The sequence below is a fragment of the Rhabdothermincola sediminis genome, assembly GCF_014805525.1.
Lineage (GTDB): Bacteria > Actinomycetota > Acidimicrobiia > Acidimicrobiales > Acidimicrobilacustridaceae > Rhabdothermincola > Rhabdothermincola sediminis.
Window position 1 is genome coordinate 124,870 of the sequence record NZ_JACFSZ010000008.1, and the last position, 24,449, is coordinate 149,318.

22 protein-coding genes are annotated in these 24,449 nt (G+C 70.7%); 18 read left to right on the forward strand and 4 right to left on the reverse strand.

Going from position 1 to position 24,449, the window contains the following annotated elements; all coding sequences use genetic code 11:
* Window positions 1-14: 14 nt before the first annotated feature.
* Window positions 15-671: a TrmH family RNA methyltransferase gene (locus HZF19_RS08495; protein ID WP_208028332.1), complete on the forward strand. Its 657-nt coding sequence runs from the start codon at window positions 15-17 to the stop codon at window positions 669-671.
* A 27-nt stretch (window positions 672-698) separates the two neighbouring features.
* On the opposite strand, the gene HZF19_RS08500 is transcribed toward HZF19_RS08495, so the two are convergent.
* Entirely contained in the window at window positions 699-1,328 is a 630-nt protein-coding gene (locus HZF19_RS08500) for a TetR/AcrR family transcriptional regulator (RefSeq protein WP_208028333.1), read from the reverse strand.
* Between the two features lie 74 nt (window positions 1,329-1,402).
* Between HZF19_RS08500 and HZF19_RS08505 the strand changes: the two genes are divergently transcribed.
* From HZF19_RS08505 to HZF19_RS08520, 4 genes are all read left to right on the forward strand, one after another.
* Window positions 1,403-2,311, forward strand: coding sequence for a haloalkane dehalogenase (locus HZF19_RS08505; protein ID WP_208028334.1), 909 nt, complete (start codon window positions 1,403-1,405; stop codon window positions 2,309-2,311).
* A gap of 81 nt (window positions 2,312-2,392) precedes the next feature.
* A complete protein-coding gene (locus HZF19_RS08510; protein ID WP_208028335.1) occupies window positions 2,393-3,838 on the forward strand; it encodes an ABC1 kinase family protein in 1,446 nt (481 codons plus the stop codon).
* 75 nt (window positions 3,839-3,913) lie between these two features.
* Entirely contained in the window at window positions 3,914-4,495 is a 582-nt protein-coding gene (locus tag HZF19_RS08515; RefSeq protein WP_208028336.1) for an HdeD family acid-resistance protein, read from the forward strand.
* Between the two features lie 130 nt (window positions 4,496-4,625).
* Window positions 4,626-5,396 (forward strand): hypothetical protein, encoded by a 771-nt coding sequence (locus tag HZF19_RS08520; RefSeq protein ID WP_208028337.1) that lies wholly within the window; start codon window positions 4,626-4,628, stop codon window positions 5,394-5,396.
* Between the two features lie 122 nt (window positions 5,397-5,518).
* Here HZF19_RS08520 and HZF19_RS08525 read toward each other — a convergent pair whose 3' ends face one another.
* Window positions 5,519-6,937, reverse strand: coding sequence for a pyridoxal phosphate-dependent decarboxylase family protein (locus tag HZF19_RS08525; RefSeq protein ID WP_208028338.1), 1,419 nt, complete (start codon window positions 6,935-6,937; stop codon window positions 5,519-5,521).
* Complete coding sequence (locus tag HZF19_RS08530; protein WP_208028339.1) at window positions 6,934-8,541, reverse strand: xylulokinase; 1,608 nt, start codon at window positions 8,539-8,541, stop codon at window positions 6,934-6,936. The genes HZF19_RS08525 and HZF19_RS08530 overlap by 4 nt, the downstream gene beginning before the upstream one ends.
* 56 nt (window positions 8,542-8,597) lie before the next feature.
* On the opposite strand from HZF19_RS08530, the gene HZF19_RS08535 reads away from it, so the two are divergent.
* Together HZF19_RS08535 and HZF19_RS08540 are read left to right on the forward strand one after the other, a co-directional pair.
* Window positions 8,598-9,206: a hypothetical protein gene (locus HZF19_RS08535; RefSeq protein ID WP_208028340.1), complete on the forward strand. Its 609-nt coding sequence runs from the start codon at window positions 8,598-8,600 to the stop codon at window positions 9,204-9,206.
* Window positions 9,207-9,217: 11 nt separating this feature from the next.
* Window positions 9,218-10,606 carry a glutamine synthetase family protein gene (locus HZF19_RS08540; protein ID WP_208028341.1) on the forward strand — a complete coding sequence of 463 codons (1,389 nt, stop codon included), beginning with the start codon at window positions 9,218-9,220 and terminating at the stop codon, window positions 10,604-10,606.
* A 62-nt stretch (window positions 10,607-10,668) separates the two neighbouring features.
* Here HZF19_RS08540 and HZF19_RS08545 read toward each other — a convergent pair whose 3' ends face one another.
* The gene (locus HZF19_RS08545) at window positions 10,669-10,908 is read right to left on the reverse strand and encodes a hypothetical protein (protein WP_208028342.1); all 240 of its coding nucleotides are present in this window, start codon (window positions 10,906-10,908) and stop codon (window positions 10,669-10,671) included.
* Window positions 10,909-11,059: 151 nt separating this feature from the next.
* On the opposite strand from HZF19_RS08545, the gene HZF19_RS08550 reads away from it, so the two are divergent.
* The 11 genes from HZF19_RS08550 to HZF19_RS08600 all read left to right on the forward strand — a co-directional run bounded on the left by HZF19_RS08550 (window position 11,060) and on the right by HZF19_RS08600 (window position 24,357).
* Complete coding sequence (locus HZF19_RS08550) at window positions 11,060-12,205, forward strand: iron-containing alcohol dehydrogenase (RefSeq protein WP_208028343.1); 1,146 nt, start codon at window positions 11,060-11,062, stop codon at window positions 12,203-12,205.
* 10 nt (window positions 12,206-12,215) lie between these two features.
* Entirely contained in the window at window positions 12,216-12,998 is a 783-nt protein-coding gene (locus HZF19_RS08555) for a gamma-glutamyl-gamma-aminobutyrate hydrolase family protein (protein ID WP_208028344.1), read from the forward strand.
* The gene (locus HZF19_RS08560) at window positions 12,995-14,299 is read left to right on the forward strand and encodes an aldehyde dehydrogenase family protein (RefSeq protein ID WP_208028345.1); all 1,305 of its coding nucleotides are present in this window, start codon (window positions 12,995-12,997) and stop codon (window positions 14,297-14,299) included. Before HZF19_RS08555 ends, HZF19_RS08560 begins: the two co-directional genes overlap by 4 nt.
* A gap of 73 nt (window positions 14,300-14,372) precedes the next feature.
* Entirely contained in the window at window positions 14,373-15,071 is a 699-nt protein-coding gene (locus HZF19_RS08565; RefSeq protein ID WP_307781174.1) for an AIM24 family protein, read from the forward strand.
* Between the two features lie 86 nt (window positions 15,072-15,157).
* Window positions 15,158-16,105: an alpha/beta fold hydrolase gene (locus tag HZF19_RS08570; protein WP_208028346.1), complete on the forward strand. Its 948-nt coding sequence runs from the start codon at window positions 15,158-15,160 to the stop codon at window positions 16,103-16,105.
* A 46-nt stretch (window positions 16,106-16,151) separates the two neighbouring features.
* Window positions 16,152-16,649 (forward strand): nuclear transport factor 2 family protein, encoded by a 498-nt coding sequence (locus HZF19_RS08575; RefSeq protein ID WP_208028347.1) that lies wholly within the window; start codon window positions 16,152-16,154, stop codon window positions 16,647-16,649.
* Between the two features lie 48 nt (window positions 16,650-16,697).
* Window positions 16,698-19,046, forward strand: coding sequence for a DUF4012 domain-containing protein (locus tag HZF19_RS08580; protein WP_208028348.1), 2,349 nt, complete (start codon window positions 16,698-16,700; stop codon window positions 19,044-19,046).
* A gap of 88 nt (window positions 19,047-19,134) precedes the next feature.
* Window positions 19,135-19,626, forward strand: a complete 492-nt coding sequence (locus HZF19_RS08585) for a hypothetical protein (protein WP_208028349.1) — start codon at window positions 19,135-19,137, stop codon at window positions 19,624-19,626.
* A 521-nt stretch (window positions 19,627-20,147) separates the two neighbouring features.
* Window positions 20,148-21,056, forward strand: coding sequence for a 50S ribosomal protein L11 methyltransferase (locus HZF19_RS08590; protein ID WP_208028350.1), 909 nt, complete (start codon window positions 20,148-20,150; stop codon window positions 21,054-21,056).
* 87 nt (window positions 21,057-21,143) lie between these two features.
* Window positions 21,144-22,568, forward strand: a complete 1,425-nt coding sequence (locus tag HZF19_RS08595; RefSeq protein WP_208028351.1) for an aldehyde dehydrogenase family protein — start codon at window positions 21,144-21,146, stop codon at window positions 22,566-22,568.
* 7 nt (window positions 22,569-22,575) lie between these two features.
* Complete coding sequence (locus HZF19_RS08600; RefSeq protein WP_208028352.1) at window positions 22,576-24,357, forward strand: ABC transporter ATP-binding protein; 1,782 nt, start codon at window positions 22,576-22,578, stop codon at window positions 24,355-24,357.
* Window positions 24,358-24,449 lie beyond the last annotated feature (92 nt).

A 24,449-nucleotide genomic window follows, 5' to 3' on the forward strand; every position in this document is an offset into this window, starting at 1 on the left:
ATGCTTGCACCGCGATGGACGAGACGAGTGGAGCGTCGGTGACGAGCGGGACGACCGAGCCGTACGGCGAGGTCGGTGTCGGGCCTCACCCCGAGCCGTGGCCGGACGACCCTCGCTTCGATCCGGAGCTGCTGCGCCACGGCGATCGCCGCAACGTCGTGGATCGCTACCGCTACTGGACGCGGGAGGCGATCGTGGCGGACCTCGATGCGCGCCGCCACCCGTTCCACGTCGCCATCGAGAACTGGCAGCACGACATGAACATCGGCGCCGTGGTCCGCAACGCCAATGCGTTCCTCGCCGGCGAGGTGCACATCATCGGTCGGCGCCGCTGGAACCGGCGGGGGGCGATGGTCACCGACCGGTACCAGCATCTTCGTCACCACGACACGATCGAGGACTTCGCCGGCTGGGCACGGGGAGAGGGGCTGTCCGTCATCGGCATCGACAACCTGCCGGGCTCGGTGCCCCTGGAGCGGGTGCAGCTGCCCCGACGGTGCGCCCTGCTCTTCGGACAGGAGGGGCCTGGTCTGTCGGGCGCGGCCCGTGCCGCGTGCTCGATGGTGTGCTCGATCACCCAGTTCGGCTCCACCCGGTCCATCAATGCCGGGGTGGCGTCGGGTATCGCCATGCACACGTGGATCCGTCAGCACGCGGACCTGCCGAGCTGACCGCGCCGGGCAGCCCAGGGCCGGCTCTCAGGCCAGCAACGCGGCGATCGTGCGGTGCATCGCCCGCCGGGCGGCCGCAGCCGACAGTCCAGCGCTGCGCACGGTATCCCACCATGCCCAGCTGGTGGTGGCATCGAGTGCTGCCAGCAGCTCCCGCCGTGCCCCGACCGGCAGCGCGCGCAGCTCGGGACGGAACACCTCGGTGAGCTGGCGCCGGTTGTGCGCGAGCACCTGGTCGCGGCGCTCCCGCAGTGCCGGTGAGAACGGCTCGTGCAGCATCGCGGCCCGGCGGAAGGGGGTGATCCACTCGAACAGGGCCGCCCGCTGCTCGACCAGCTCGTCGATGCGCTCGGGGAGCGCGCGTGCCGCGTCGATCGGCCTGACACGCTCGACCACCCGCTCGCTCTGGCGCTCTGCCACCGCCGCCAGGAGCGCCTCGAGATCGTCGAAGTGGTGGTAGATGAGCCGTTCGGAGATGTCGGCTCGCTCGGCGACCCGCGCCGCGGTCGGCTGCAGGTCCCCCTCCTCGATGAGCGCCAGCATCGCGTCGATGATGGCGGTGCGGGTCCGGATCGATCGGGCGATCCGGCCATCGACCTTGCCGGGCCCTGCAGGAAGCCGGGTTTCCCGTGTCGAGGGGCGTCCCGAAGAGTTCATCGACGATCGTCCCGACGAGTGCTCGCGTCGGCCCACGGCTTGACATGTTACAGAACCTCTGTAATAAGCGGGGGATGGAATCGTTGCGAACGCCTGACGAGCGGTTCACGAACCTGCCCGGCTTCCCCTTCGAGCCGCACTACGTGGAGGTCCCCGACGGGGATGGCGGCTCGCTCCGGGTCCACTACCTGGACGAGGGACCACCCGAGGGCGGCATCGTGCTGCTGATGCACGGCGAACCGTCGTGGTCGTACCTCTACCGCAAGATGATCCCGGTGCTGACCGGTGCCGGGCTGCGGGCGATCGCACCGGATCTGGTGGGCTTCGGACGATCCGACAAGCCGGCCCACCGCAGCGACTACACCTACCAGCGCCACGTGGACTGGATGCGCGCCGCGCTCCTCGACGCCCTGGACCTGTCGGGGGTCACCCTGGTGTGCCAGGACTGGGGCGGGCTGATCGGTCTGCGCCTCGTCGGTGAGCATCCCGATCGCTTCGCCCGGGTGGTGGCCGCCAACACGTTCCTTCCCACTGGCGACAACCACCCTGGTGAGGCATTCCTGGCGTGGCAGCGCTTCTCGCAGGAGGTCGAGACGTTCCCGGTGGGTGCGATCGTCAACGGCGGCTGTGTCACCGACCTGGCACCGGAGGTGATCGCCGCGTACGACGCACCGTTCCCGGACGAGTCCTACAAGGAAGGGGCGCGCCAGTTCCCGGTGCTGGTGCCCACCCGGCCCGATGATCCCGCGTCCGCTGCCAACCGCGCCGCTTGGCGGGTGCTCGAAAGGTACGACCGGCCGTTCCTCACCGCGTTCAGCGACCTCGACCCCATCACTGCGGGTGCCGAGCGAGTCCTTCGCGAGCGCATCCCGGGTGCCGCCGGTCAGGCGCACACCACCATCGAGGGTGGGGGCCACTTCCTCCAGGAGGACCGGGGCGAGGAGCTGGCCCGGGTCGTGGTGGATTTCGTGGCTGCCACCTGAGCACCCGGCGGGTCGGGGGTGTTCGCCCTGGGCGTTCCTCGGGCACCACAATGGCGACCCAGTGCATGAGGAGGGCGATCGGTGACGTCGAGCGCGAACCCATCCATGCCCCGGGTGCATCCCCGGCGGCTCCCGGAGACCACCGGTCGCCAGCTGCGGAGCAGGGCGCTCCAGATCGGCCGGGTGGCGGCCAGGCACTTCGCTCCCCTCGCCTATCGCGGGCTGCGCAAGCGCCCGCTGCCCGACAACGCGTTCGCCCGCCCGCTGCGCCTGACGTTCGAGGAGCTCGGCACGACCTTCCTCAAGTACGGGCAGCTCATCGGTTCCGCCCCGGGGGTGTTCGGTGAGGAGTTCGCGGAGGAGTTCCGCTCCTGCCTCGACACCGGGCCGGTCGTGCCGCTCGAGCAGGTGCGGGCCACGATCGAGGACGAGCTCGGGATGGCGCTGGAGGATGCCTTCGCGGACTTCGACCCCGATCCGATAGGGCGGGCGTCGATCGCGGTGGTCCACCGGGCCCGCACCCACGACGGCGAGGAGGTGGCGGTCAAGGTCCTCCGTCCCGGCATCGAGCGCCGGGTGGCGATCGACCTCGACCTGTTCCAGCCGTTGCTCGAGATCGTCGCTCGCCAGACCGGCGACCAGATGGCCGGCTCGCTGCTCCAGATGTTCGACGGGTTCCGCCAGCAGCTCGGCGAGGAACTCGACCTGCGCAACGAAGCCCGGGCGATGATCCACTACCGCGGGTTGCTGGAGCAGGTCGATCTGCCGCTGGTGACCGTACCGGCGGTGTTCCCCGAACTGTCGAGCTCGCGGGTGCTCACCATGGAGTTCCTCGACGGGGTGCCGGTCGACGACCTGGCCGCCATCGAGAAGCTGGGCATCGATCCACGGCCGGTGGTGCAGCAGGTGGTGCAGGGATTCCTGCTCACCGCCATCCGGTGGGGCAACTTCCACGGCGACGTGCACGCCGGCAACCTGTTGCTGCTGCGCGATGGCCGCATCGGGGTGATCGACTGGGGCATCGTCGGCCGGCTCGACCCGGAGACCCATTTCTTCTTCCGGCGCCTCATCCAGGGTGCGCTCGGCGACGAGACCTGCTGGACCGACATCGCCGATCACCTCACCCGGATGGTGGGACCGGCGCTGAGGGAGGGGCTCGGCCTCGAAGGCGACGAGCTGGTGCAGTTCTGCCGGACCATGATGGAGCCGTTGCTCACCGCCCCGTTCGGCGAGGTCAGCCTGGCGGCGATCCTGAACGCCCCGCAGGAGCAGTTGGCGAGGGCGAAGGGCATCGAGGCCCACGACCGCTCCATCCGGTCCATCGCCCGTCGCTTCCGGGAGCAGCGGCGGGTGCGAGCACAGGTCGAGGCGCACGGCCTGGTGGCGTCGGACTGGGATCGGAGCACGTTCCTGCTCACCAAGCAGCTCATGTACTTCGAGCGGTACGGGAAGATGTACCTCTCGGACGTCTCGATCTTCCACGATCGGGCGTTCTTCGAGAAGGTTCTCGCCGAGCCCGTCGGGTGAGCCAGCGACACCCATCGACCCCTTTGGGGGTCCCGAGGCGTAAGGTGGTGCGAACCCCCGGGAGAGGAGGCACCGATGACCGCTGGCATGCCCACTCCGTCCCAGCAGCTCGCCTTGCTCCGCAGCAGCCGCTCGATCGCGTTGATCGCCGGCGTGCTGGCCCTGATCGGGGGTGTGCTCGTGCTCGCCTGGCCGGGCAAGACCATCGAGACCGTGGCGATCGTCGTCGGCATCTTCCTCGCGGTCGGTGGCATGGCCCAGATCATCGACGCGCTCGTGACCCACAAGGCTGGTACCTACTGGGGCTTGTTGGTGTTGCGAGGCGTGCTCGACCTGGCTGTCGGCCTGGTGGCGGTCTTCTGGCCGGCGATCACCGTGTGGGCACTCGTGCTGCTGATCGGGATCGAGCTGATCCTGGCCGGCGTGGTGTCGATGATCGCCGGCCTGACGGTGCCGGCCGAGTCCGGGCTGCGCCCGCACCTGCTCTCCCGGGGCGTGGTGTCGATCCTGGTGGGGATCGTCGTGATCGCCTGGCCGGGGGCGACGGTGCTGGTCGTCGCGGTGCTCCTCGGCATCTACTTGGTGGCGTTCGGCCTCGTCCTGCTCTGGGCCGGCTACCAGCTCGGCAAGGCGGACCGCATGGCGCCCGCGGCGTGACGGTCGTGTGGATGGCGGGGCGGCGCGGGGACGAACCGCCCTCGTGGTAGGGGATCCTGGCGCTGATGTCGGCGCCGGGTCGGGTCCCCACCGGCGATGGCCTTGGATCGCCGCTGGGGTGGCGGTCGTGGTGACCGCCGGCCTCGCTGCCGTCGCGGTGCTCGCGGTTCGGGGGCGTGCACCGGCGCCACCGTCGGTCGAAGAGGCGGTCGAGTCCTACCGCACCCAGGTGCCGCTCCTTCCTCCCCCGGCGGGCGGGGCGGAGCTGCCCCCGTTCGGCGTGTACACGGCCCGCGGTGAGGGCAGCGAGAAGCTGAGCTTCCAGGCGACCGAGCAGCGGATGGGGCCGACCATGCCGGTGACTGTGTCACCGGCGGGCGAAGGCTGCTACCAGATGCGGATCGACTACAACTCGAACCATTGGCAGACCTGGAACTACTGCTGGCGGGACGGCTCGCTGATCGACACCGGCGGCCAGGTGTTCCAGCGGTTCGACTTCGTGGTGATCGCCCCGGAGTCGCTGTCGACCTCGACCTGCGATCCAGCGGTGGTCCTGCGACCCGAGATGGAACCGGGTGACCAGTGGACCCAGTCCTGTGCCATCCAGGCCTCGGGGACCGGGCCGAGCTCGACCACCGGTCCGCACCGCTACGTCGGCTCGGAGACGATCCAGGTGGGCAGCGAGGAGGTGCTCGCTCACCACGTGCGGGACGAGCGAACCTACTCCGGCGCCCAGTCAGGAACGGGCACGGTGGACCTGTGGCTCGATGCTCGCACCGGCCTGCCGATCCGGTCGGAGTGGAGCCTGCGGATCGACTCGCCCTCGCCGCTCGGCACGATCACCTACACCGAGTCCGGCAGCTGGACCCTGGAGTCGCTCACCCCCCGCACCCCCGGCTGACGGGCTCTCTTCCCTCCTCGAACTGTTCACGGATTCGCGGTCGGTGGCCGCGTGCTCGTGAACAGTTGCGGGGGGAGGGAGGGGGAGGGCGGGGGCGGAGAGGGGCCGGGCGCCGTGCCCGATCAGCGCAGGCGGTACCAGCCGTCCATGAAGTCGAGCATCGCCTCCGCGACCAGGCCCCGCTCGGGGACGGTGTTCGCCATCCCGTAGATGGGCGCCATGCCACCCTCGCTGGAGGGGTTCTCGCGCACCCAGTCGATCGCCGCACGCAGATCGCCGAGGAAGCGCTCCGCCACGCCGGGCTGGGTGTGGCGCTGGGTGACGCACAGGTGCAGCGCGGCCGGGCGGTGGAGCGGGTTCAGCGCCCAGCCCCGAGCGGTCATGGCGTCGTTGACCCGGTAGATGTCGAGCGCGGGGTCGGTGCTGTCGAAGGCGATGACGAACAGCGGGTCGCCGTAGAGCCGCAGCTCCGGCATCTCCTCGATACCGGCCTTGATGGTCGAGGCGGTCTCCAGGATCCGGCGGGTGGCCTCGAGGTAGCCCTCCTCGCCGATCGACACCATCGCCGCCCAGCACGCGGCGCTGAGCCCCCCGGGGCGGGAACCGGCGAACGACGGTGAGCAGTACAGGCCACCCGGCCAGTCGGTCATCGTGAAGTACTGGTAGTGGCGGAGCTCCTGGCTGCGGTACAGCACCACCGAGGTGCCCTTCGCCGCGTACCCGAACTTGTGGGTGTCCGCGGAGATCGAGGTCACGCCCGGCAGGCGGAAGTCGAACGGCGGGACGTCGTAACCCAGCTTCTCGGCCCACGGCAGGACGAACCCTCCGAGGCAGGCGTCGGTGTGGAACCCGATGCCCCGCTCCCGGGCGATCTCCGACAGCTCCTCGATGGGGTCCACGATGCCGTGGGGGAACGGCGGCGCCGAGCCGACGATCACCACCGTGTCGTCGGTGACCGCGTCGGCCATGGCATCCACGTCGGCCCGCCAGTCGGGACCCACCGGGACGTGCACGATCTCGATGCCGAAGTACTGCGCGGACTTGTCGAACGCCGCGTGCGCGGTCTCCGGGACCACCATCTGCGGCTTGGTGATGCCCTTGGTGGCCCGGAAGTAGTCGCGGTAGGTCTTCATGGCCAGCTGGATGCTCTCGCTCCCGCCGGAGGACACGGTGCCGCACACCCCGTCGGGGCTTCCCGGCCCACCGCCGATGTGCCCGCCCCCGAGCATGCTGGCGGTCATGGCCACGATCTCGCTCTCGTACTTCACCGCGCTCGGCCACACGTCGGTGTGCAGCGGGTTGGACTGCGAGTTGATGGCGTAGGCCTCGATCAGGAAGTCGATGTGGTCCTGGTCCCGGTTGTAGACGCAACCGGAGGCGTAGCCCTCGGCCCACCTCGCCTGTTCCTCGGCAGCCATCTCCCGCATGACCCGCAGCACCTCCTCGCGTGGCACGCCGGTCGGGGGGAGCTGCGCATAGGTCTCGTAGCGCTCGCGGAACTGCTTGATCGTCGGTTCGGGGGGGACGGGGTGATCGGTCATGACGGTCCTCGTGGATGGCGGTTCAACGTGGCGAAGATGCCTTTGGTGCGCTTGTAGTACTCGGTGAAGGCTTCGAAGGCCCGGTCGTAGGTGGCCCGGGTGGAGGGGTCGGGCGTGAACGTCTCGGTGATGGCCACCCGAGTCGGGATGTCCTCCCATCGCAGGTACCCGAGCGCCACCGCGGCGGAGAACGCGGCCCCACGCACGTTCGCGAGCCGCGGCTCGGCGGCTTGCCGGATCGGGCGGTCGAGCACGTCGGCCATGACCTGGCACCACAACGGCGAGAGCGCACCGCCGCCGATGTAGGTGAGGCCGTCGAAGCGCCGCTTCGCGAAGCGCTCGGCGTAGACGAGCATCCACCTGGCGTTGAGCGCCACGCCTTCGAACACGGCCCGTACCAGGTCGGCCCGCTGGGTGCCCAGGCCGAGGTTGATCCACCCCCCGCGGATGCGGTGGTCGTCGACCGGGGTGCGCTCCCCGTTCAGCCAGGGGAAGAACAGCACTCCGTTGCTCCCCGGCGGCGAGCTCGCGGCGAGCCCGTTGAGTGACTCGAGCATGTCGTCGGGCGCGTCGACCACGGAGAGGGCGTCGTCCGCGAGCAGGACGTTGTCTATCAGCCACGTCAGCGACGCACCCGCGACGTCCTGTTCGGTGGCGACCCAGTAGCGCGAGGGGATGCCGGAGGGGAGCGAGGTGATGTTGTGGAGCAGGTCGGTCTTCTTGAACGGCACATGGCACGACAGCCACGACGACGTGCCCACGTAGAGGTGGCCGTCGAAGTCACGCACCGCGCCGGCCCCGATACCCGCCGAGCTGGTGTCACCCGTGCCGGTGATCACCTGCACGTGCTCACCGAGCCCGAGCTCCTTCGCCCGTTCGGGGGTGATGGGACCGACCACCGATCCGGTCGGCAGCAGGTCGGGGAGCTTGTCCCGATCGATGCCGGTCCACGACAGCAGCTCTTCGTCGTAGGCGACCCGTGAGAGGTCACGGTTGTCGGTGACCCAGTGCCCGACGATCGAGTCGTAGGACGCCGCGAACCGCCCGGTCAGCCGCATGTTCAGGAAGTCCATCGGCTCGAGGAACTTGTATGTGTCGCGGTAGACGCCGGGCCGCTCGTGCTTGAGCCACAGGATGTGGCCCACCGAGTCCTTCCCGGTCCGGGAGGGGACGCCACCGGTGACCTGTAGCCACCGCCGGAGCTTGCGGGCGTTGTAGCCGACCGTGGGAATGCTGAGACCACCTCCGGTCACCTTCTTGACGTAGCGGCTGCCGCGGTCGTCCATCCAGCTCACCGCGTTGGCGAGCGGGGTGCCCGTCTCGTCGACGGGGACCGTCGCCATCCACTGGGCGGTGATGCTGATGGCCACGATGTCGCGGACGGGAACCAGCTGGCGTCCCAGCAGCTCACCGATGCCGTCGACGATGGAGCTCCACCACTCCTCCGGGTCCTGCTCGACGCCGCCGCCGGGCACGAGGATCAACCCATTGCGGCGGACCGTATGGGCGATGACCTCCCCTTCGGTGGAGACCAGGGCGATCTTCGGTCCGCCGGTGCCGAGATCGATCGCCAGGACGAACGTCGGTGCTGGGTTGCCGTCCATCGTGCCGACGCTACTCGCTGCTCTGGAACCCGGTGCCGGCCGGTAGCCTCGCCGCCGTGGACCCGGCGACCGTGCTCGGTGCGATCGCGACCGTCACGTTCCTGGCCCGGTTGATCCCCCAGCCCGTGCGCCTGGTCCGCACGGGCGTGCCGGACGGGGTGTCGCCGCTGATGGCGCTGAACGTCGCGGTCACCGAGCTGGCCTGGCTGACCTACGGGTTCGTCTCCGGGTTGGTGCCGGTGTGGCTGGTCACGCTGCCCGCCCTGCCGCTGGCGGTGTGGACGGCAGTGCTGCTCCGGCGCCAGACCCGGTGGCGTGACGTGATCGGGGCGGGTGTGTGGCTGGCGGCGATCGTGGTGGCGTGGCTGGCCGGCGCGCTGGGCGCGGTGCTCGCGGTGTCGGTCCTGGTCCAGTACGGCCCGCAGGTGTGGACCGCTCTGCGCAGTGACCGCCTGGAAGGGATCGCACCGGCGACGTGGAGGCTGGCCATCGTCGACGCGCTGATGTGGGGCGCCTACGGGTTGGCGGTCGGTGATGCGGCGCTGATCCTGTACACGGTGACGCTGTCGGGCTGCGCGGTGGTGATCCTGGTGCGCATCGCGCACAGCCACCGAGCCGCGAGCGCGCTCGGGGTCGGGGCCACGCCGGGTCAGGGCGGGGCGTAGGCTCCCCGACCATGAGCGGGAACGGGCACGGCAGCGGTGAGGAGACCCACCAGGACCTGATCGACACCATCCGTAGCTCCCCGGCGGAGTACGTGAAGGTGGCGATCACCGACGTCGACGGGGTCCTGCGGGGCAAGTACCTCGACAAGGGCAAGTTCCTCTCGGCGGCCCGCTCCGGGTTCGGGTTCTGCAACGTGGTGTTCGGGTGGGACACCGCGGATGAGTGCTACGACAACGCCACCTACACCGGCTGGCAGTCGGGCTATCCCGACGCCGAGGTGCGTCTCGACCTGTCCACCCATCGCAGGATCCCTTGGGAGGATGATCGGCACTTCTTCCTGGGCGACTTCATGGGAACGGGGAACCAGCCGCTCGAGGTCTGCCCCCGCCGGGCCCTGCGGGGGGTCGTCGAGCGGGCGGCGGCGATGGGATACGTGGCCAACTTCGGGCTCGAGTTCGAGTGGTTCAACTTCCTCGAGTCACCGCACTCGGTGAACGAGAAGGGCTTCCGGGACCTCACGCCGCTCACACCGGGCATGTTCGGCTACTCGGTGCTGCGCCAGGCCCACAACCAACCCTTCTTCGACGCCCTGCTGCGTGAGCTACGCGCCTTCGGCGTGCCACTCGAGGGGCTGCACACCGAGACCGGCCCGGGGGTGTTCGAGGCTGCCATCCTCTACGCCCCCGCGCTCGAGGCCGCGGACCGGGCCCAGCTCTTCAAGGCGGGCGTGAAGGAGATCGGTCACCGGTTCGGCATCATGCCCACCTTCATGGCCCGCTGGAACACCGATCTACCAGGCTGCTCGGGCCACGCCCACCAGAGTCTCTGGGACCTCGACGGTGAGCAGAACCTGTTCCACGACGAGCGGGACGAGTACTCGATGAGCGCCTTGTTCCGCTCCTACGTCGCCGGCATCCTCCAGCTCCTGCCGGAGCTGCTCGCCCTGTGGGCACCCACGGTCAACAGCTACAAGCGGCTGGTCGACGGCTTCTGGGCGCCGACCAAGCCGACATGGGGCATCGACAACCGCACCGTGGCTTGCCGGGTCATCCCCGGTTCGGCCAGCTCGACCCGGCTCGAGATGCGGGTCCCCGGCGCGGACGTGAACCCCTACCTGGCGGTGGCCGCATGCCTGGGAGCGGGCCTGTGGGGGATCGAGCAGGGTCTTGAGCTCGACCAGCCACCCACTCGGGGGAGCGCATACGCCGACGGCACGCTCCCGCGCTTGCCGCGCACCCTCCAGGAGGCCACCGATCGCCTGGCCGGGTCGAAGGTGGCCCGGGAGCTGTTCGGTGATGGTTTCGTGGACCACTACGTCGCGACCCGCGAGTGGGAATGGCGCCGCTTCGGCGACGCGGTCACCGACTGGGAGCTGCGGCGCTACTTCGAGATCATCTGAGCTCGGAGATCGGCTGAGCCGCGACCGGGCAGACCTCAACGGCAACGGCGCTGCCGAGGTGTTCAGGCGTCGTCGGCGGGTCTGGTCCCCACCATCGCCTCGTGGACGGCCCAGCCGTCCGCGTCGGGGTCGTCGGTGAGGGTGGTCAGCACCCAGCCGGCGCGCTCGCGAGCACTGCCGCGGTCGGTGTCGTCCGCCAACCCGCAGAGCGCCTCGCCTCGCCTGGCGAAGAGCTCGAGGGCTTCGGCCGTCACCCCACCCCTGCCATCGGCACCGGATCTGATCCACGATGGTCGTTCCATGTGACGCTCCTCTCGTGGTCGGTGGCCTGTCAGGCCTCCACCCGGATGGTACGCCTCAGGGGCTCTCGCCGGTAGGCACCGAGACCGCGAGCAGCTCCGGAGCGCGGCGCGCGCCGGGGGCGGTTCGGGGCGGCCGGTAGCCTGCGGGCCGATGGCGATCGACCGATTCAGCTTCCCCACCGACATCCGATTCGGCCTGGGTGCCCGTCACCTCCTTGCTGACCACCTCCTCGAGGTCGGGGTCGGGCGTCCGCTGGTCGTCACGGACAAGGGGGTGTCGGCCCTCCCGTTGTTGGACGAGCTGGTGGGCGCGCTCCGTGGCGCGGGCTTGCAGCCCGCCGTGTTCGACGGCGTCTGGGGCAACCCCACCGAGTCGCAGGTGCGGTCGGGGGTCGGGCGCTACCACGAGCACGGGGCGGACGCCGTGGTGGGGGTGGGAGGCGGAGCGGCGCTCGACGTCGCCAAGGCGGTGGCCCTCATGGCCACCCATCCGGGCGAGCTGTTCGACTACGAGGACGGCCGTCCCGGGGCGCGGCCGATCACGGATGCGGTGTGCCACCTGGTGGCGCTCCCCACCACCGCGGGTACGGGGAGCGAGGTGGGGCGCAGCGCGGTGATCAGCGACGACACCACCCACGTCAAGCGGATCATCTTCTCGCCGCACCTGCTGGCTCGGGTGGTGCTCGCCGACCCCGAGCTGACGGTCGGTCTGCCGCCGCAGCTCACCGCGGCCACCGGCATGGATGCCCTCACCCACAACATCGAGGCGTACCTGGCCAAGGCGTACCACCCCATCTGCGACGGCATCGCCCTCGAAGGGCTCCGCCTGGGAGCGACCCACCTGCTGCGCGCCGTGGCCGAGCCGGGGGATCTCGACGCCCGCACGGGGATGCTGATGTCGTCGATGATGGGGGCCATCGCCTTCCAGAAGGGGCTGGGGGTGGTGCACTCGACCGCCCACGCGCTCGGCACCGTGGCCGACCTGCACCACGGCCTGGCCAACGCGGTGATGATCGACCACGCCCTGCGCATCAACGTCGAGGCCTGCCCCGAGCGATTCGCGATGCTGGCCGCCAGCGCCGGGCTCGACTCGCACGCTCCCGACGCGTTCCTGGGTTGGCTGCGCGACCTGAAGACCGACATCGGGATCCCGCCGTCGCTCTCCCAGCTCGGTGTGGATCCTTCGCGGATCGACGAGCTGTCAAGGGTGGCCTTCGCCGATCCCTGCCACCTGGACAACCCTCGTCCGGTGACCGAGGCCGACCTCCGGGGCATCTTCGTGGAGGCCTTCGGGTGAGGGCCCGCCGATGAGCCGGCTCGACGCTCGCCGGCCACGGATCGGGATCTCGGCGAGTTTCTTCCACCCGGATCCCGAGCGGGCGGTGTTCAAGGGCAAGACGTTGCTCTACCTCGACGAGGCGGTCTCGCACTGGGTGGCCTCCGGTGGGGCCGTGACCTACCTCATCCCGACTGCTCCGGGCACCGGTCCCGAGGTCGACGACTGGGTGGCGGACCTCGACGGCCTGGTGCTGCCAGGCGGATCCGACGTCTGCCCCCGGACCTACGGCGAGGAGCCGCTCCGCCCGGAGTGGGCCGGCGACGAGATCCGGGACCGCTACGAGCTCGACCTCCTGAACCGTTTCCACGAAGCGGGCAAGCCGGTGCTCGGGGTGTGTCGCGGCGCGCAGGTCATCAACGTTGCGTTCGGTGGCACCCTCTACCAGGACATCCCCACCCAGGTGGCTGGTGCGCTCGAACATCGCGACTGGCACCGCTACGACCGCAATGAGCACGAGGTGCAGGTCGTGGAGGGCAGCGCGCTGGCGAGGTTGTACCCGGGCGTGTCGACGGCACGGACGAACAGCGTGCACCACCAGGCGGTGAAGGACCTGGGCAACGGGCTCACCGTGGAGGCACGGGCCGTCGCCGACGGCATCGTCGAGGCGGTCCGCCTCGAGGATGCGGATGATCGCTACGTCTTCGGCGTCCAATGGCATCCCGAGTGGGTTGGTGATCGGGAACACCTGCTGTCGCCGCGGCCCATCCTGGCCGAGTTCCTCGACCGCGCCCGCGAGGTGGCATCCCGATGAGCGCGGCCGGCGCGTTCGCTCGGGCGGCAGCCGCGGCGCCCGGCTGGGCTGCTCGCCCGCTGGAGGAGCGGGTGGCGATCATCCGCCGGTTCGGCGACCTCGTGGAGCGGGATCGCGACCGGCTGGCGGCGATCCTCACCGACGACATGGGCAAGCCGATCACCCAGTCCCGCAACGAGCTGGCGGGAGTGGGTCCTCGGGTCGACTACTTCGTGGACGCGGTCCCGCGCGTCCTGCGACCGACCACGGTGCACGACGACGGCGAGCTGGTCGAGCAGGTCGGCTACGAGCCTCTCGGAGTCGTCGCCAACATCTCGGCGTGGAACTACCCGTGGTTCGTGGGGACGAACGTCCAGCTCCCCGCGCTGCTCACGGGCAATGCCGTGCTCTACAAGCCCTCGGAGCTGGTGCCGCGCACCGGTGAGGCCATCACCGAGCTCCTGCACGCCGCAGGAGTTCCCGAGGACGTGTTCGTGCTGGTGCCCGGCGGCCCCGGCGCGGGTGCTGCCTTGGTCGAGCAGCCGGTCGACGGGGTGTTCTTCACCGGCTCCTACGCCACGGGGCGGCGGATCGCCGAGGCCGTCGCCGGTCGCATGATCAGGCTCCAGCTCGAGCTGGGCGGCAAGGACCCGATCTACGTCACCGACGATGTCGACCTCGAGCCCGCCGCCGCCTCCCTGGCCGACGGTGCCTTCTACAACAACGGGCAGAGTTGTTGCTCCGTCGAGCGGATCTACGTGCACGAAGCCGTGTACGAAGCGTTCGTGGAGGCGTTCGTCGCCGTGGTCGAGGGCTTCGTCGTCGGTGATCCCCACGACGAGCGCACCTACCTCGGCCCCCTCGCCCGCCCGGAGCAGCTCGAGGTGCTCGAGGCCCAGGTGGCCGACGCGGTGGCGAAAGGCGCGGTGGTGCGAACCGGAGGTCACCGGCTGGCCGATCGTCCAGGGGCCTGGTTCGCTCCGACGGTCATCACGGGAGCGACGAACGAGATGCTCGTCATGCGAGAGGAAAGCTTCGGCCCCGTCATCGGCATCGGCGTGGTGGCGAGCGACGATGAGGCGGTCGCCCTGATGAACGACACCGACTACGGCCTGACCGCGGGCGTGTACACCCGCGACGAGCAGCGAGCCCGGCGGCTCCTCGCTCGGCTCGACGTGGGCTCCGCCTACTGGAACTGCTGCGACCGGGTGAGCCCTCGGCTGCCCTGGTCGGGGCGGCACCACTCGGGCATCGGAGCCACGCTGGGCGCGGCGGGCATCCTGGCCTGCGTGCAGCCCAAGGCCTGGCACCTGCGGCGTTGAGTGCGAGATCCGGGACGCGGCCAGGGGTCAGGCCGTAGATTTGCGGGCCGACCCGGAGCTGGAGGTGTGAACCGTGCCGATCCATCCTGTCGCCCTGGACATGGCCGCCGCGCAGGAGACGACGGGCCAGGACCCGTTCACTCTGCAGAACAAGAAGATGCTCAAGGTGTTGTTGCACTACGGCCCGATCAAGGCCGCTCTCGGCTCGATGGTCGCCTACCAGGGCGACGCCAAGTTCGAGTCCGCGGGGGCGGGCGGGGCCGGCAAGTGGCTCAAGCAGAAGTTCACCGGTGAAGGCCAGAAGCTCATGACGGTCCAGGGCACCGGCGAGGTGTTCCTCGCCGACATGGGCAAGGAGATCCAGGTGATGTACCTGGAGAACGACTCGGTCAGCGTCAACGGCGCGAGCATCCTCGCCCACAGCGCTAGCATCGATGGCGACATCCAGATGGTCGGTGGCGCCGGGATGATGGCGGGTGGCATGTGGAACGTGACCTTGTCGGGCACGGGCTACGTGGCCGTGACGACCGACGGCCCTCCGGTGGTGCTCGACGTGGCCAGCGCACCCACCTTCGCCGATCCCAACGCCGTGGTCATGTGGACCAGCGGGGTCACCATGAACGTCAAGGCCGACGTGAACCTGAAGACGCTCATCGGCAAGGGCTCGGGTGAGACCTTCCAGATGGCCTTCGGCGGGCAGGGCTGGGTGATGATCCAGCCGTCAGAGGGCTACACCGCTGGTGGCGGGCAGGGCACCGGCGTCGGCGTGTAGCGCGCCGGCTCCTCGGTGACCACCTCGATGACCACAGGGAGTGCTGTGTGCCTTCCCGAGCGCGGGCTCTGGCACAATCTGGTGCCGTGACCGATCCTTGCCCGCCTCCGAACCTGCCGGAGGTCGAGCACGTGGTCGAACTGGCCGACGGGCGCGTGCTCGGGTACGCGGAGTTCGGTGATCGAGCCGGCCTTCCCGTGCTGTGGTTCCACGGCACCCCGGGTGCATCCAAGCAGGTGCCACCCGAAGCGCCGACGGTGGCTCGGGATCGGGGGATCCGCCTGATCGGCCTGGAGCGTCCGGGCACCGGGCGCTCTTCCGCGCACCAGTACGGGCGGGTCCTCGATTGGGCGCTCGACGTGCGCCAGGTGAGCGACCGGCTCGGTTTGGAGCGGTTCGCCGTGGTCGGCCTGTCGGGCGGCGGCCCGTTCGTGCTGGCGTGCGCCTACCTGATGCCCGATCGGGTCGTCGCCGGCGCGGTGCTCGGCGGCATCGGCCCGACCGTCGGTCCCGAGGCCGCGCCCGGCTACACCCGGCTGCTGGCGCCGTTCGCGCCGCTGCTGTCGCTGGTCGCCGGTCCGGCCGGGTTGGCCATGACCTGGTTGCTGCGACCGCTGGCGGCCGTGGCGGCCTCCCCGTTGTTCGACCTGTACGCCCGCCTCGGGCCAGGTCCCGACCGCTCGGTGCTCGCCCAACCCGAGATGAAGGCCGCCTTCCTGCACGACCTCACCACTGCGATCCCGCACGGGTTGCGCGCCCCGGTGTACGACCTGGTGCTCTTCGCCCGCCATTGGGGGTTCTCGCTGCGGGACGTACAGGTGCCGATCCGGTTCTGGCACGGCGCCGACGACATCGTGGTCCCCCTCAGCCACGGAGTCCACCAGGCCGAGTTGGTGCCCGACGCGCAGCTCACCGTGGTGCCGGGCGGCGGCCACTTCGCCGGCTACGAGACGGTCCACGAGGTGTTCGACACCCTGCTGCTGTTGTGGCGGGGCGAGGTCCATCGGCACCGCCGCGAGGGTTCGGCGGTCTGAGCAGGCGCTCTGCGGCGGGTCCCGGCAGCGGGCGTACCATCCGCCCATGGAGCTGAGCGACCTCCTCGAGATCGAGGCCATCAAGCGGGTCAAGTACGCCTACCTCCGCTGCATCGACCAGAAGCTTTGGGCGGAGCTGCGCGAGCTGTTCACGGAGGACGCGGTGGCCTCCTACAGCGGGGGGAAGTACCACCTGGAGGGCCGGGACGACATCGTCGCCTTCCTCGAGCGGAACATGGGCGCGCCGACGTTCCATTCGAGCCATCGAGTCCACCACCCCGAGATCGATCTCACCGGCCCCGACACCGCCCTCGGCACGTGGGCGATGGACGACGTGGTGATCATGACCGACTGGAACGTGACGGTGCGGGGGGCGGCGTTCTACCGGGACGAGTACCGCAAGGTCGGGAGAGACTGGAAGATCGCCAGCACCGGCTACAAGCGCACCTACGAGGAGCTGCAGTCCCGAGCCGAGGTGCCCGGCCTGGCGTTGACCGCGAGCTGGTGGAGCACCGGCGGGGTCAGTCAGCTCGACGCCGGCTGAGTCGAGCCGACCCGCTCGCTGCCCGGTCGACCCGTAGCATCGGCGCCGATGCGCGCACGGCGACCATCGACGGGGGATCGCTGGTGGGAGCCCGTCTCGGTGTGGGCGATCGCCGGGCTGGCTGGTCTCGGGGCCCTGTTCGCGGCGGGCGCGCCCACGGGGCTGGCCCTGGTGGACGGCTGTTGGCGCTTCCTGTTCGCCGCGGCGGTGACCCGGGCCGCGGCCTACGCGGGGCCTCCGAGCTGGATCGTGCTGGCCGGTGTCGGCGCGTGCATCGCGGTCGGTGGCCAGCCGGTCCTGGTGGCTGGCGCGCTGGTCGTGCTCGTCGCCGCGATCGCGCTCGCGCTGGCGCCGAGCAGGCCCGCGATCGCCGGCATGGTGGTGGTCGGTGCCGGCGTCCAGGTCCTGCTGCGGCTGCCTGACACCGGTCCCGCAGGGCTGACCGCGCTGGCGAGCCTCGTCGGGGCCGCTGCCGTGGCCGGGTCCGCCTACCGCCGGGCCGGTGGCACGGCGCGGCGACGGGCCAGGAGGGTCGCGCTGGCCGGCGGCATGGTGGGCGGCTTGGTCCTGGTGCCGGTGGTGGTCGCGGGGGCGATCACCTGGCGCAACGGCAGCCGCGCGGCGGAGGAGAGCCGGGCGTGGCTCGACGCGGCACGTGCGGGTGATCAGCAGGGGGTGCTCGCCCACCTCCGATCGGCTCGTGAGGCGTTCGACACGACGGCCTCGGCGACCACTGCCTGGTACGTCCAGCCCGGCCGGGCGCTGCCGATCGTGGGGCGCCAGCTCGACGCGGTCACCACCGTTGCCCGTTCCGGGGCCGCGATCGTCGACGCGGCGACCCGGGCGGCCGAGGTCGCCGACGTCGAGCAGCTCCGCGTCGAGGGGGGACGGGTCGACGTCGAGCTGCTCGCCGCCCTCGCCCAGCCGATGCACGACGCGGCGGAGGTGATGGCTGGGAGCCTCGGGGAGCTCGGCGCGCTCGACGAGACATGGCTGCTGCCCGTCGTCCGTGCGCGGGTCGACCGCTTCGAGCAGCAGGTGATCGAGGCCATCGACGACGCGGACCTGGCGGCGGTCGCGCTCGATGTGGCACCCGACCTGCTCGGTCGCAGTGGTGCCCGCCGGTACCTGATCCTGTTCACCAGCCCGGCCGAGACCAGGGAGCTCGGGGGGTTCATGGGCAACTGGGGGGAGCTGGTGGCCGACGGGGGCGCCCTCGAGCTCACGACCAGCGGCCGGGCAGCCGACCTCAACGCGGGCAGCCGGCTCCCACTGGGACAGCACCCCCCGCTGGCGGATCCCGCCCGCTACCCGGAGCGTTACCTCCAATACCGGCCGTGGACCCACTGGCAGAACATCACTGGCACCCCCGACTTCCCGACCGTGGCGGAGATGGCCCGGGAGCTCTACCCGCTCGCACGCGAGGGCGAGGCCATCGACGGTGTGCTCTACGTCGACCCTGAGGGCCTGGCCGCGCTACTCCGCCTCGTCGGCGAGATCAGGGTCGCGGGCTACGAGCAGCCGCTCACCCCCGACAACGTGGCCGACTTCCTGCTGCGTCAGCAGTACGCGCAGTTCCCCGACACCGACGAGCGGGTCGACTTCCTCGAGCGGGTGTCACGAGAGACCTTCGAGCGGCTCACCACCGGCGACCTGCCCGGGCCCCGCACCGTCGGTGAGGCACTCGGGCCGGCCGTGGCGGCGGGGCAGCTGCGCTTCTGGGCCTTCGACCCCCGTGAGCAGGCGCTCCTGCGGCGTCTGGGGCTCGATGGAGCGATGGCGCCACCTGCCCCCGGCTCCGACGGGCTGCTCGTCACCGTGGCCAACGCCAATCCGAACAAGCTCGATGCCTACCTGCACCGCACGGTCCGATACGACGTCGAGCTCGATCCCGCCACCGGGGTGATGGAGGGACGAGTGGCGATCGAGCTCTTCAACGACGCTCCTGCCGGCGGGTCCGACTACGCGGCCGGCAACGACTACGGCTTCCCCCACGGCTCCAACCGGACCTACCTGTCGCTCTTCAGCCGGTTCCCGGTCACCTCGGCCACCGTCGAGGGGGAGGTCCTGCCGGTCGAGATGCACGAGGAGTACGGCTGGCGGCGCGCCGGGGCGCACGTCGTCGTCCCACCGCGCGGCCGGCTGGCGGTCACGTTCACGGTGAGAGGCTCGATGGAACCCGATCGCTACCGGTTGGACGTCCGGGCCCCGGCGCTGGTGTTCCCCGATCGGATCGAGGTGACGGTCCACCGCCGCGACGGCGAGCGGCAGCCCCTCGTGATCGATGGGCCCGGGGTGTCGGGCGAGGGCTCGTCGGGAGCCGGGTCGGCCCGATTCGACCTGCGAGGAGCCGCCGTGGTGCGGGTGGCGTCCCCGCCGGGGGGAGCCGGGAAGTGATGCGGGAGCGCGGTGGTTGGCCACGGGGGACGTGGCGTGCGCTAGCCTCTCGGAAGGGGCGGAGGTCGCTCGGGAGGAGGCTCGTCTGATGATCCGTCGTTCACTCGTGCTGGTCGCGCTGGTGCTCGCCGTGGTCGGGCTGGCCGCGCCCGCCCACGCCCAGGACTACCCGCCCCAGCCGGGCATCACGGTCGACAAGCCCAACGTCGATCCCGGCGACACCGTCCGAGTCACCGGTCGTGGTTGCGAGGCCGGTGCCTCGGTCACCATCCAGTTCAATGGCCAGACGGTGGTCACGGTGACCTCCGGGTCGGACGGCAGCTTCTCCGGCTCGTTCACCGTCCCCGCCGGGACACCTACCGGGACCTACCAGGTCAGCGCCACCGGGTGCGCGAGTCAGGTGCTCAGCACCTCGATCACCGTCGGCGCGACCGCCACCCCGACGACCGCACCGAGCGTGCTGCCTCGCACCGGTTCCGGCACGACCGAGACGCTGCTGCGGGCGGGCATCGTGCTGGTCGCCGCCGGCGGGCTGCTGGCCTTCGCCGCTCGCCGCCGCGGAGCGGCTCCCACCCGCTGATCGCTCGCGCGCCGGCCGGTCGGAACGCTCCCGATCGCTGCTCTGGCCCCGGCCGGCACCACCCGCGAGCGGGCTCGACCCGGCGGCGGGATCTGAGCAGGTTGCCGAGCTTCAGCACACCCGTGGACCGATCGAGGATCGGGATCTCGAACCGTGCCCCCGGGGCGACGGCAGAGATCCGGCGTGGGGGCTCAACCGGGATGACGTCGTCTGGGATGAGCAGGCCCGCCTCCACCTGGGCCACGACCTCGTCCGTGGATGCACCGCTCGCGAGCGCCTGCGAGATCTGCACGCTGAGGCCGGCCAGCATGTAGCAGGTGCCCGCAGCGAGGTTGATGATCACCACGTCGTCGCCGAGCGTCTCGTGGATGACCGAGGGAGCGTCGACCCGGAAGCGTTGATCCGTCACGGGGCACGCCTTTCCTCGGGGGCACGGGCCGTCACCAGCCAGGGGCGCCCATCGCTACCGGTGATCCCCCCCATCCATCCAGCACCTCCTCGTCCTCGTAGGCTCGATCGCTGTGCAGGGTTGGAGACAGGTCCGTGTCGAGGTGGATGCCACCGCGGTGGACGCGATCTCGGGCGCTTTGTGGGGGGCGGGCGTCGCCGGTATCGAGGAATGCCCGGTGGGAAGCGGTGCCCGCTGCGCGCTGCTGGCCGCCGTGCCCGCCGACCGGCTCGACGCCGTCGTGGAGGCGGTCTCCGAGTTCGATCCGGTCGCCGCCGACCTCGATCCCGAGGCCGGGCTGGACACCTGGAAGCGTCATGCGCACCCGGTCGAGGCCGGCCCGTTCGTGGTGGAGCCGGCTTGGTGGGCACCGGCAGCCACCTCGGCCGCACCGGGCGTCGGGGCCTGCGGCGGGGTCGGTACCGACCTTCGCCACTTGCGGATCGACCCCGGCCGCAGCTTCGGGAGCGGCAGCCACGTGACGACCAGGCTGATGCTGGAAGCGGTCGGGCGCTTCACCCGGCCCGGGTCCCGGGTGCTCGACGTGGGCTGCGGCTCGGGGGTGTTGTCGGTGGCGGCGGCCGTGTCGGGCGCGTCGGAGGTGCGAGCGGTCGACCTCGACCCTCACGCGGTGGAGGCGACCATCGCGAATGCTCGGCGCAACGGCGTCGGGGCGCGGATCGACTGCGACGACGCCAGCCTCGAGCACGTTCGCGGGGTCTTCGATCTCGTGCTGGCGAACATCGGGGCCTCGGTGCTCGTCGACCTCGCCGGGCCGCTGGCGGCTCGGGTCGCACCGGGTGGCCGGCTGGTGCTGAGCGGGATGCTCGACGAGCAGGTGGACCAGGTCGCTGCTGCCCACGCCGATGCGTTCCCCGACGGGGCGGAGCGCCGGGGTCGCGACGGGTGGGGGTTGATGGTCCTGTGCCGGCCGGCCCCGTCCCCGTCCCTCTCGGGATCGCCGGTCGGGGAGCGGGGATAGCCGGATCGGTGATCCCCGACCCGCACCGGTAGCGTTGGTTGCCGACCCGGTCGCCCTCCGCGGCCGGCGATCCCGGGGGGTTCTCGCGTGAAGGAGTTCGATCAGCTCTACATCGGTGGTGCCTGGGTGGCGTCCCAGGGCGGCGAGACGATCGAGGTCGTCAACCCTTCCACCGAGCAGGTCTGCGGGCGCGTGCCGGCGGGGACGCCGGCGGATGTCGCTCGCGCCGTCGAGGCGGCTCGCGCCGCCTTCGAGACCTGGGGTTCCACATCCCCCGAGGAGCGCCGCAAGCACATCGAGGGCATCGCGGAGGGTCTGCGGTCGCGAAGCGAGGAGATCGCGGCCTGCATCTCCGAAGAGCTCGGCATGCCCATCCGGCTGGCCACCGCCATCCAGGCAGGGTTGCCGGCGGCGAACATGGCCAACCACGTCCGGATCCTCGAGGACTTCCTGTTCGAGGAGCAGGTCGGCAACTCCCTGGTCATCCGCGAACCGGTGGGGGTGGTCGGAGCGATCACTCCGTGGAACTACCCGCTCCACCAGATCGTGGCCAAGGTCGCCCCCGCCCTCGCCGCTGGTTGCACCGTGGTGCTCAAACCCAGCGAGGTCACACCCTTGAACGCCTTCATCCTCACCGAGATCATCGACGCCGTGGGCCTGCCCGCAGGGGTGTTCAACCTGGTCACCGGGACCGGCCCGGTGGTCGGCGAGGCCATCGCCGCCCATCCGGACGTCGACATGGTGTCGTTCACGGGCTCGACCCGTGCCGGCAAGCGGGTCGGAGAGCTCGGCGCGCAGACCGTCAAGCGGGTCCACCTGGAGCTCGGGGGGAAGTCCGCCAACGTGATCCTCGACGACGCAGACCTCGACGCCTGCGTCGCTCCCGGCGTGATCTCGGGTTGCTTCCTGAACTCGGGCCAGACCTGCAGCGCGCTCACCCGGATGCTGGTCCCCCGCGGCAAGCAGGCTCAGGTGGTGGCCCTCGCCAAAGCCGCGGCCGAGAGCGTCACCGTCGGCCCGGCGGACTCCGACGCCAGGCTCGGCCCGCTCGTCTCGGCCACCCAGCGCGATCGGGTGCGGGCCTACATCCAGACCGGCATCGACGAGGGGGCCACGCTCGTGACCGGCGGTGTCGATCCGCCTCAGGGCCTCGACACCGGGTACTTCGTGCAGCCCACGGTCTTCGCCGACGTCACCCCGGACATGACGATCGCGCGGGAGGAGATCTTCGGCCCTGTGCTGGCGATCATGCCCTACGACGACGAGGAGCAGGCGGTCGAGATCGCGAACGCCACCATCTACGGATTGGCTGGGGCGGTGCAGTCGGCCGACGTCGAGCGTGCGAAGGCGTTCGCCCGGCGGATGCGAACCGGTCAGGTGAACGTCAACGAAGGTGGGTTCAACCTGCTCGCGCCGTTCGGCGGTTACAAGCAGTCGGGCAACGGGCGGGAGCTGGGGCGGTTCGGCCTCGAGGAGTTCCTCGAGTACAAGTCCCTGCAACTCCCGGCTTGATCGGCACGTGACCAGCACGACGGAGGTGCCCGCCGAGGCGGGTGGGCGGGTGTTCCGCCGCGGGATGGGCGTCGTGCTCCGCCATGCGCGCCGCCAGCGCCGGACGTTCGCCATCAGCCTGATTGGCGCCACGGTGTACGCGATGGCGGCCGTGGGCACGACCGTGGTGCTCGGGCGGGTCACCAACCAGGTGATCGTCCCGGCCTTCGGTGAGGGGGTCAGTCGCTCTGCGGTCATCGGTGCCGCCGTGGTGCTGCTGCTGATCGCCTTTCTGCGTGCCGGTTCGATCGTGTTGCGGCGGTACTTCGCGGCACTCACGACCTTCCGCACCCAGGCCCACCTGCGGCGCGAGGTGACCGACCGCTACCTACAGGTGCCGCTCGCATACCACCGGGCGACGCCCACGGGGCAGCTCCTGGCCCACGCCGACAGCGACGTGCTGGCGGCCACCGAGGTGCTCAATGCGCTGCCCTTCAGCCTCGGCGTGGTGGTGCTGATCGTGTTCGCGCTGATCAGCCTGCTGCTCGTGGATCCGCTGATCACCCTCGTGGCCATCCTGCTCTTCCCCCTCTTGGCGTTGCTCAACCAGGTGTACACCACGGCGGTGGAACGGCCGGTGGCCGTGGTGCAGCAGCGGGTGGCTGAGGTCTCGCGCATCGCTCACGAGAGCTTCGACGGCGCGCTGGTCGTGAAGACCCTCGGGCGCTCCGAGGATGAGGTGGCGCGACTCGACGAGGCCGCGGACCGTCTCCGCGATGCCCGAGTGCGCGTTGGTCGCATCCGTGCCCTGTTCGAACCGGCGATCGACGCCATCCCGAACATCGGCATCATCCTGCTCCTGCTCATCGGGAGCTGGGAGCTCAGCCAGGGCATGCTGAACGAGGGCGAGCTCGTGCAGGCCATGGCGTTGTTCGGGTTGCTCGCGTTCCCGATGCGGGTGGTGGGCTTCTTCCTCCAGGAGCTGCCGCGATGCGTCGTGGCCACCGCGCGCCTCGACCGGGTGCTCGCCGAGCCCGGCGCGCCGCAGGCCGAGCGCTCCGCCTCCCGCTCCTTGCCGACGGGCCCCCTCGGGGTGCGTTACGACGACGTCAGCTTCGCCTACGGTGGGCACCGGGTCCTCGAGGGGGTGTCGCTCCGGGTCGACCCGGGCGAGATCGTGGCCCTGGTCGGTGCCACCGGTGCGGGGAAGACGACCCTGTGCGAGCTGCTGGTGCGGATGGCGGACCCGCTCTCCGGGGCGGTGTCCGTCGGTGGCGTGGACCTGCGGTGGGTCGAGCCCGCCGAGCTCCGCCGAGCTGTGGCCCTGGTGTTCCAGGAGACCTTCCTGTTCGCCGACACCGTGGCCCACAACATCACCCTCGGCGCCGAGGTCAGCGAGGGGCAGCTCATCGAGGCTGCCCGGGTGGCGCAGGCGCACGAGTTCATCTCCCGCCTCCCCGACGGCTACGAGACCGTTGTCGGGGAGCGGGGTGTCACCCTCTCGGGCGGTCAGCGCCAGCGGGTCGCGTTGGCCCGAGCGTTGCTCCGCCGACCTCGGGTCCTTGTCCTCGACGACGCCACCTCCGCGGTCGATCCTGTGGTGGAAGCGGAGATCCTCGAGGGTCTCCGCAGCGCGCTCGACATGACCACCCTCATCGTCGCCCACCGGGTCTCCACCATCGGGCTCGCGGATCGGGTGGTGCTGCTCGAGGAAGGTCGGGTGACCGCCTCCGGGACGCACGACGAGCTGCTGTCGGTGCCTGCGTACGAAGCGATCGTGCGGGCGTACGAGGCGGGTGGCGAACCATGACCACCATCACCGATGAGCAGGAGCTCGATCCCGAATCGGGGCTCTTCGACGACATCGAAGCCCACCTCCGCGGCGGGGAGGCGGTGGGGGCC

What these genes read in the sequence shown, in the direction of transcription:
- HZF19_RS08495 (WP_208028332.1), top strand. Translation starts at nt 15, where the DNA reads ATGGACGAGACGAGTGGAGCGTCGGTGACGAGCGGGACGACCGAGCCG.
- HZF19_RS08500 (WP_208028333.1), bottom strand. Translation starts at nt 1,328, where the DNA reads ATGAACTCTTCGGGACGCCCCTCGACACGGGAAACCCGGCTTCCTGCA.
- HZF19_RS08505 (WP_208028334.1), top strand. Translation starts at nt 1,403, where the DNA reads ATGGAATCGTTGCGAACGCCTGACGAGCGGTTCACGAACCTGCCCGGC.
- HZF19_RS08515 (WP_208028336.1), top strand. Translation starts at nt 3,914, where the DNA reads ATGACCGCTGGCATGCCCACTCCGTCCCAGCAGCTCGCCTTGCTCCGC.
- HZF19_RS08525 (WP_208028338.1), bottom strand. Translation starts at nt 6,937, where the DNA reads ATGACCGATCACCCCGTCCCCCCCGAACCGACGATCAAGCAGTTCCGC.
- HZF19_RS08530 (WP_208028339.1), bottom strand. Translation starts at nt 8,541, where the DNA reads ATGGACGGCAACCCAGCACCGACGTTCGTCCTGGCGATCGATCTCGGC.
- HZF19_RS08540 (WP_208028341.1), top strand. Translation starts at nt 9,218, where the DNA reads ATGAGCGGGAACGGGCACGGCAGCGGTGAGGAGACCCACCAGGACCTG.
- HZF19_RS08545 (WP_208028342.1), bottom strand. Translation starts at nt 10,908, where the DNA reads ATGGAACGACCATCGTGGATCAGATCCGGTGCCGATGGCAGGGGTGGG.
- HZF19_RS08550 (WP_208028343.1), top strand. Translation starts at nt 11,060, where the DNA reads ATGGCGATCGACCGATTCAGCTTCCCCACCGACATCCGATTCGGCCTG.
- HZF19_RS08555 (WP_208028344.1), top strand. Translation starts at nt 12,216, where the DNA reads ATGAGCCGGCTCGACGCTCGCCGGCCACGGATCGGGATCTCGGCGAGT.
- HZF19_RS08560 (WP_208028345.1), top strand. Translation starts at nt 12,995, where the DNA reads ATGAGCGCGGCCGGCGCGTTCGCTCGGGCGGCAGCCGCGGCGCCCGGC.
- HZF19_RS08575 (WP_208028347.1), top strand. Translation starts at nt 16,152, where the DNA reads ATGGAGCTGAGCGACCTCCTCGAGATCGAGGCCATCAAGCGGGTCAAG.
- HZF19_RS08580 (WP_208028348.1), top strand. Translation starts at nt 16,698, where the DNA reads ATGCGCGCACGGCGACCATCGACGGGGGATCGCTGGTGGGAGCCCGTC.
- HZF19_RS08585 (WP_208028349.1), top strand. Translation starts at nt 19,135, where the DNA reads ATGATCCGTCGTTCACTCGTGCTGGTCGCGCTGGTGCTCGCCGTGGTC.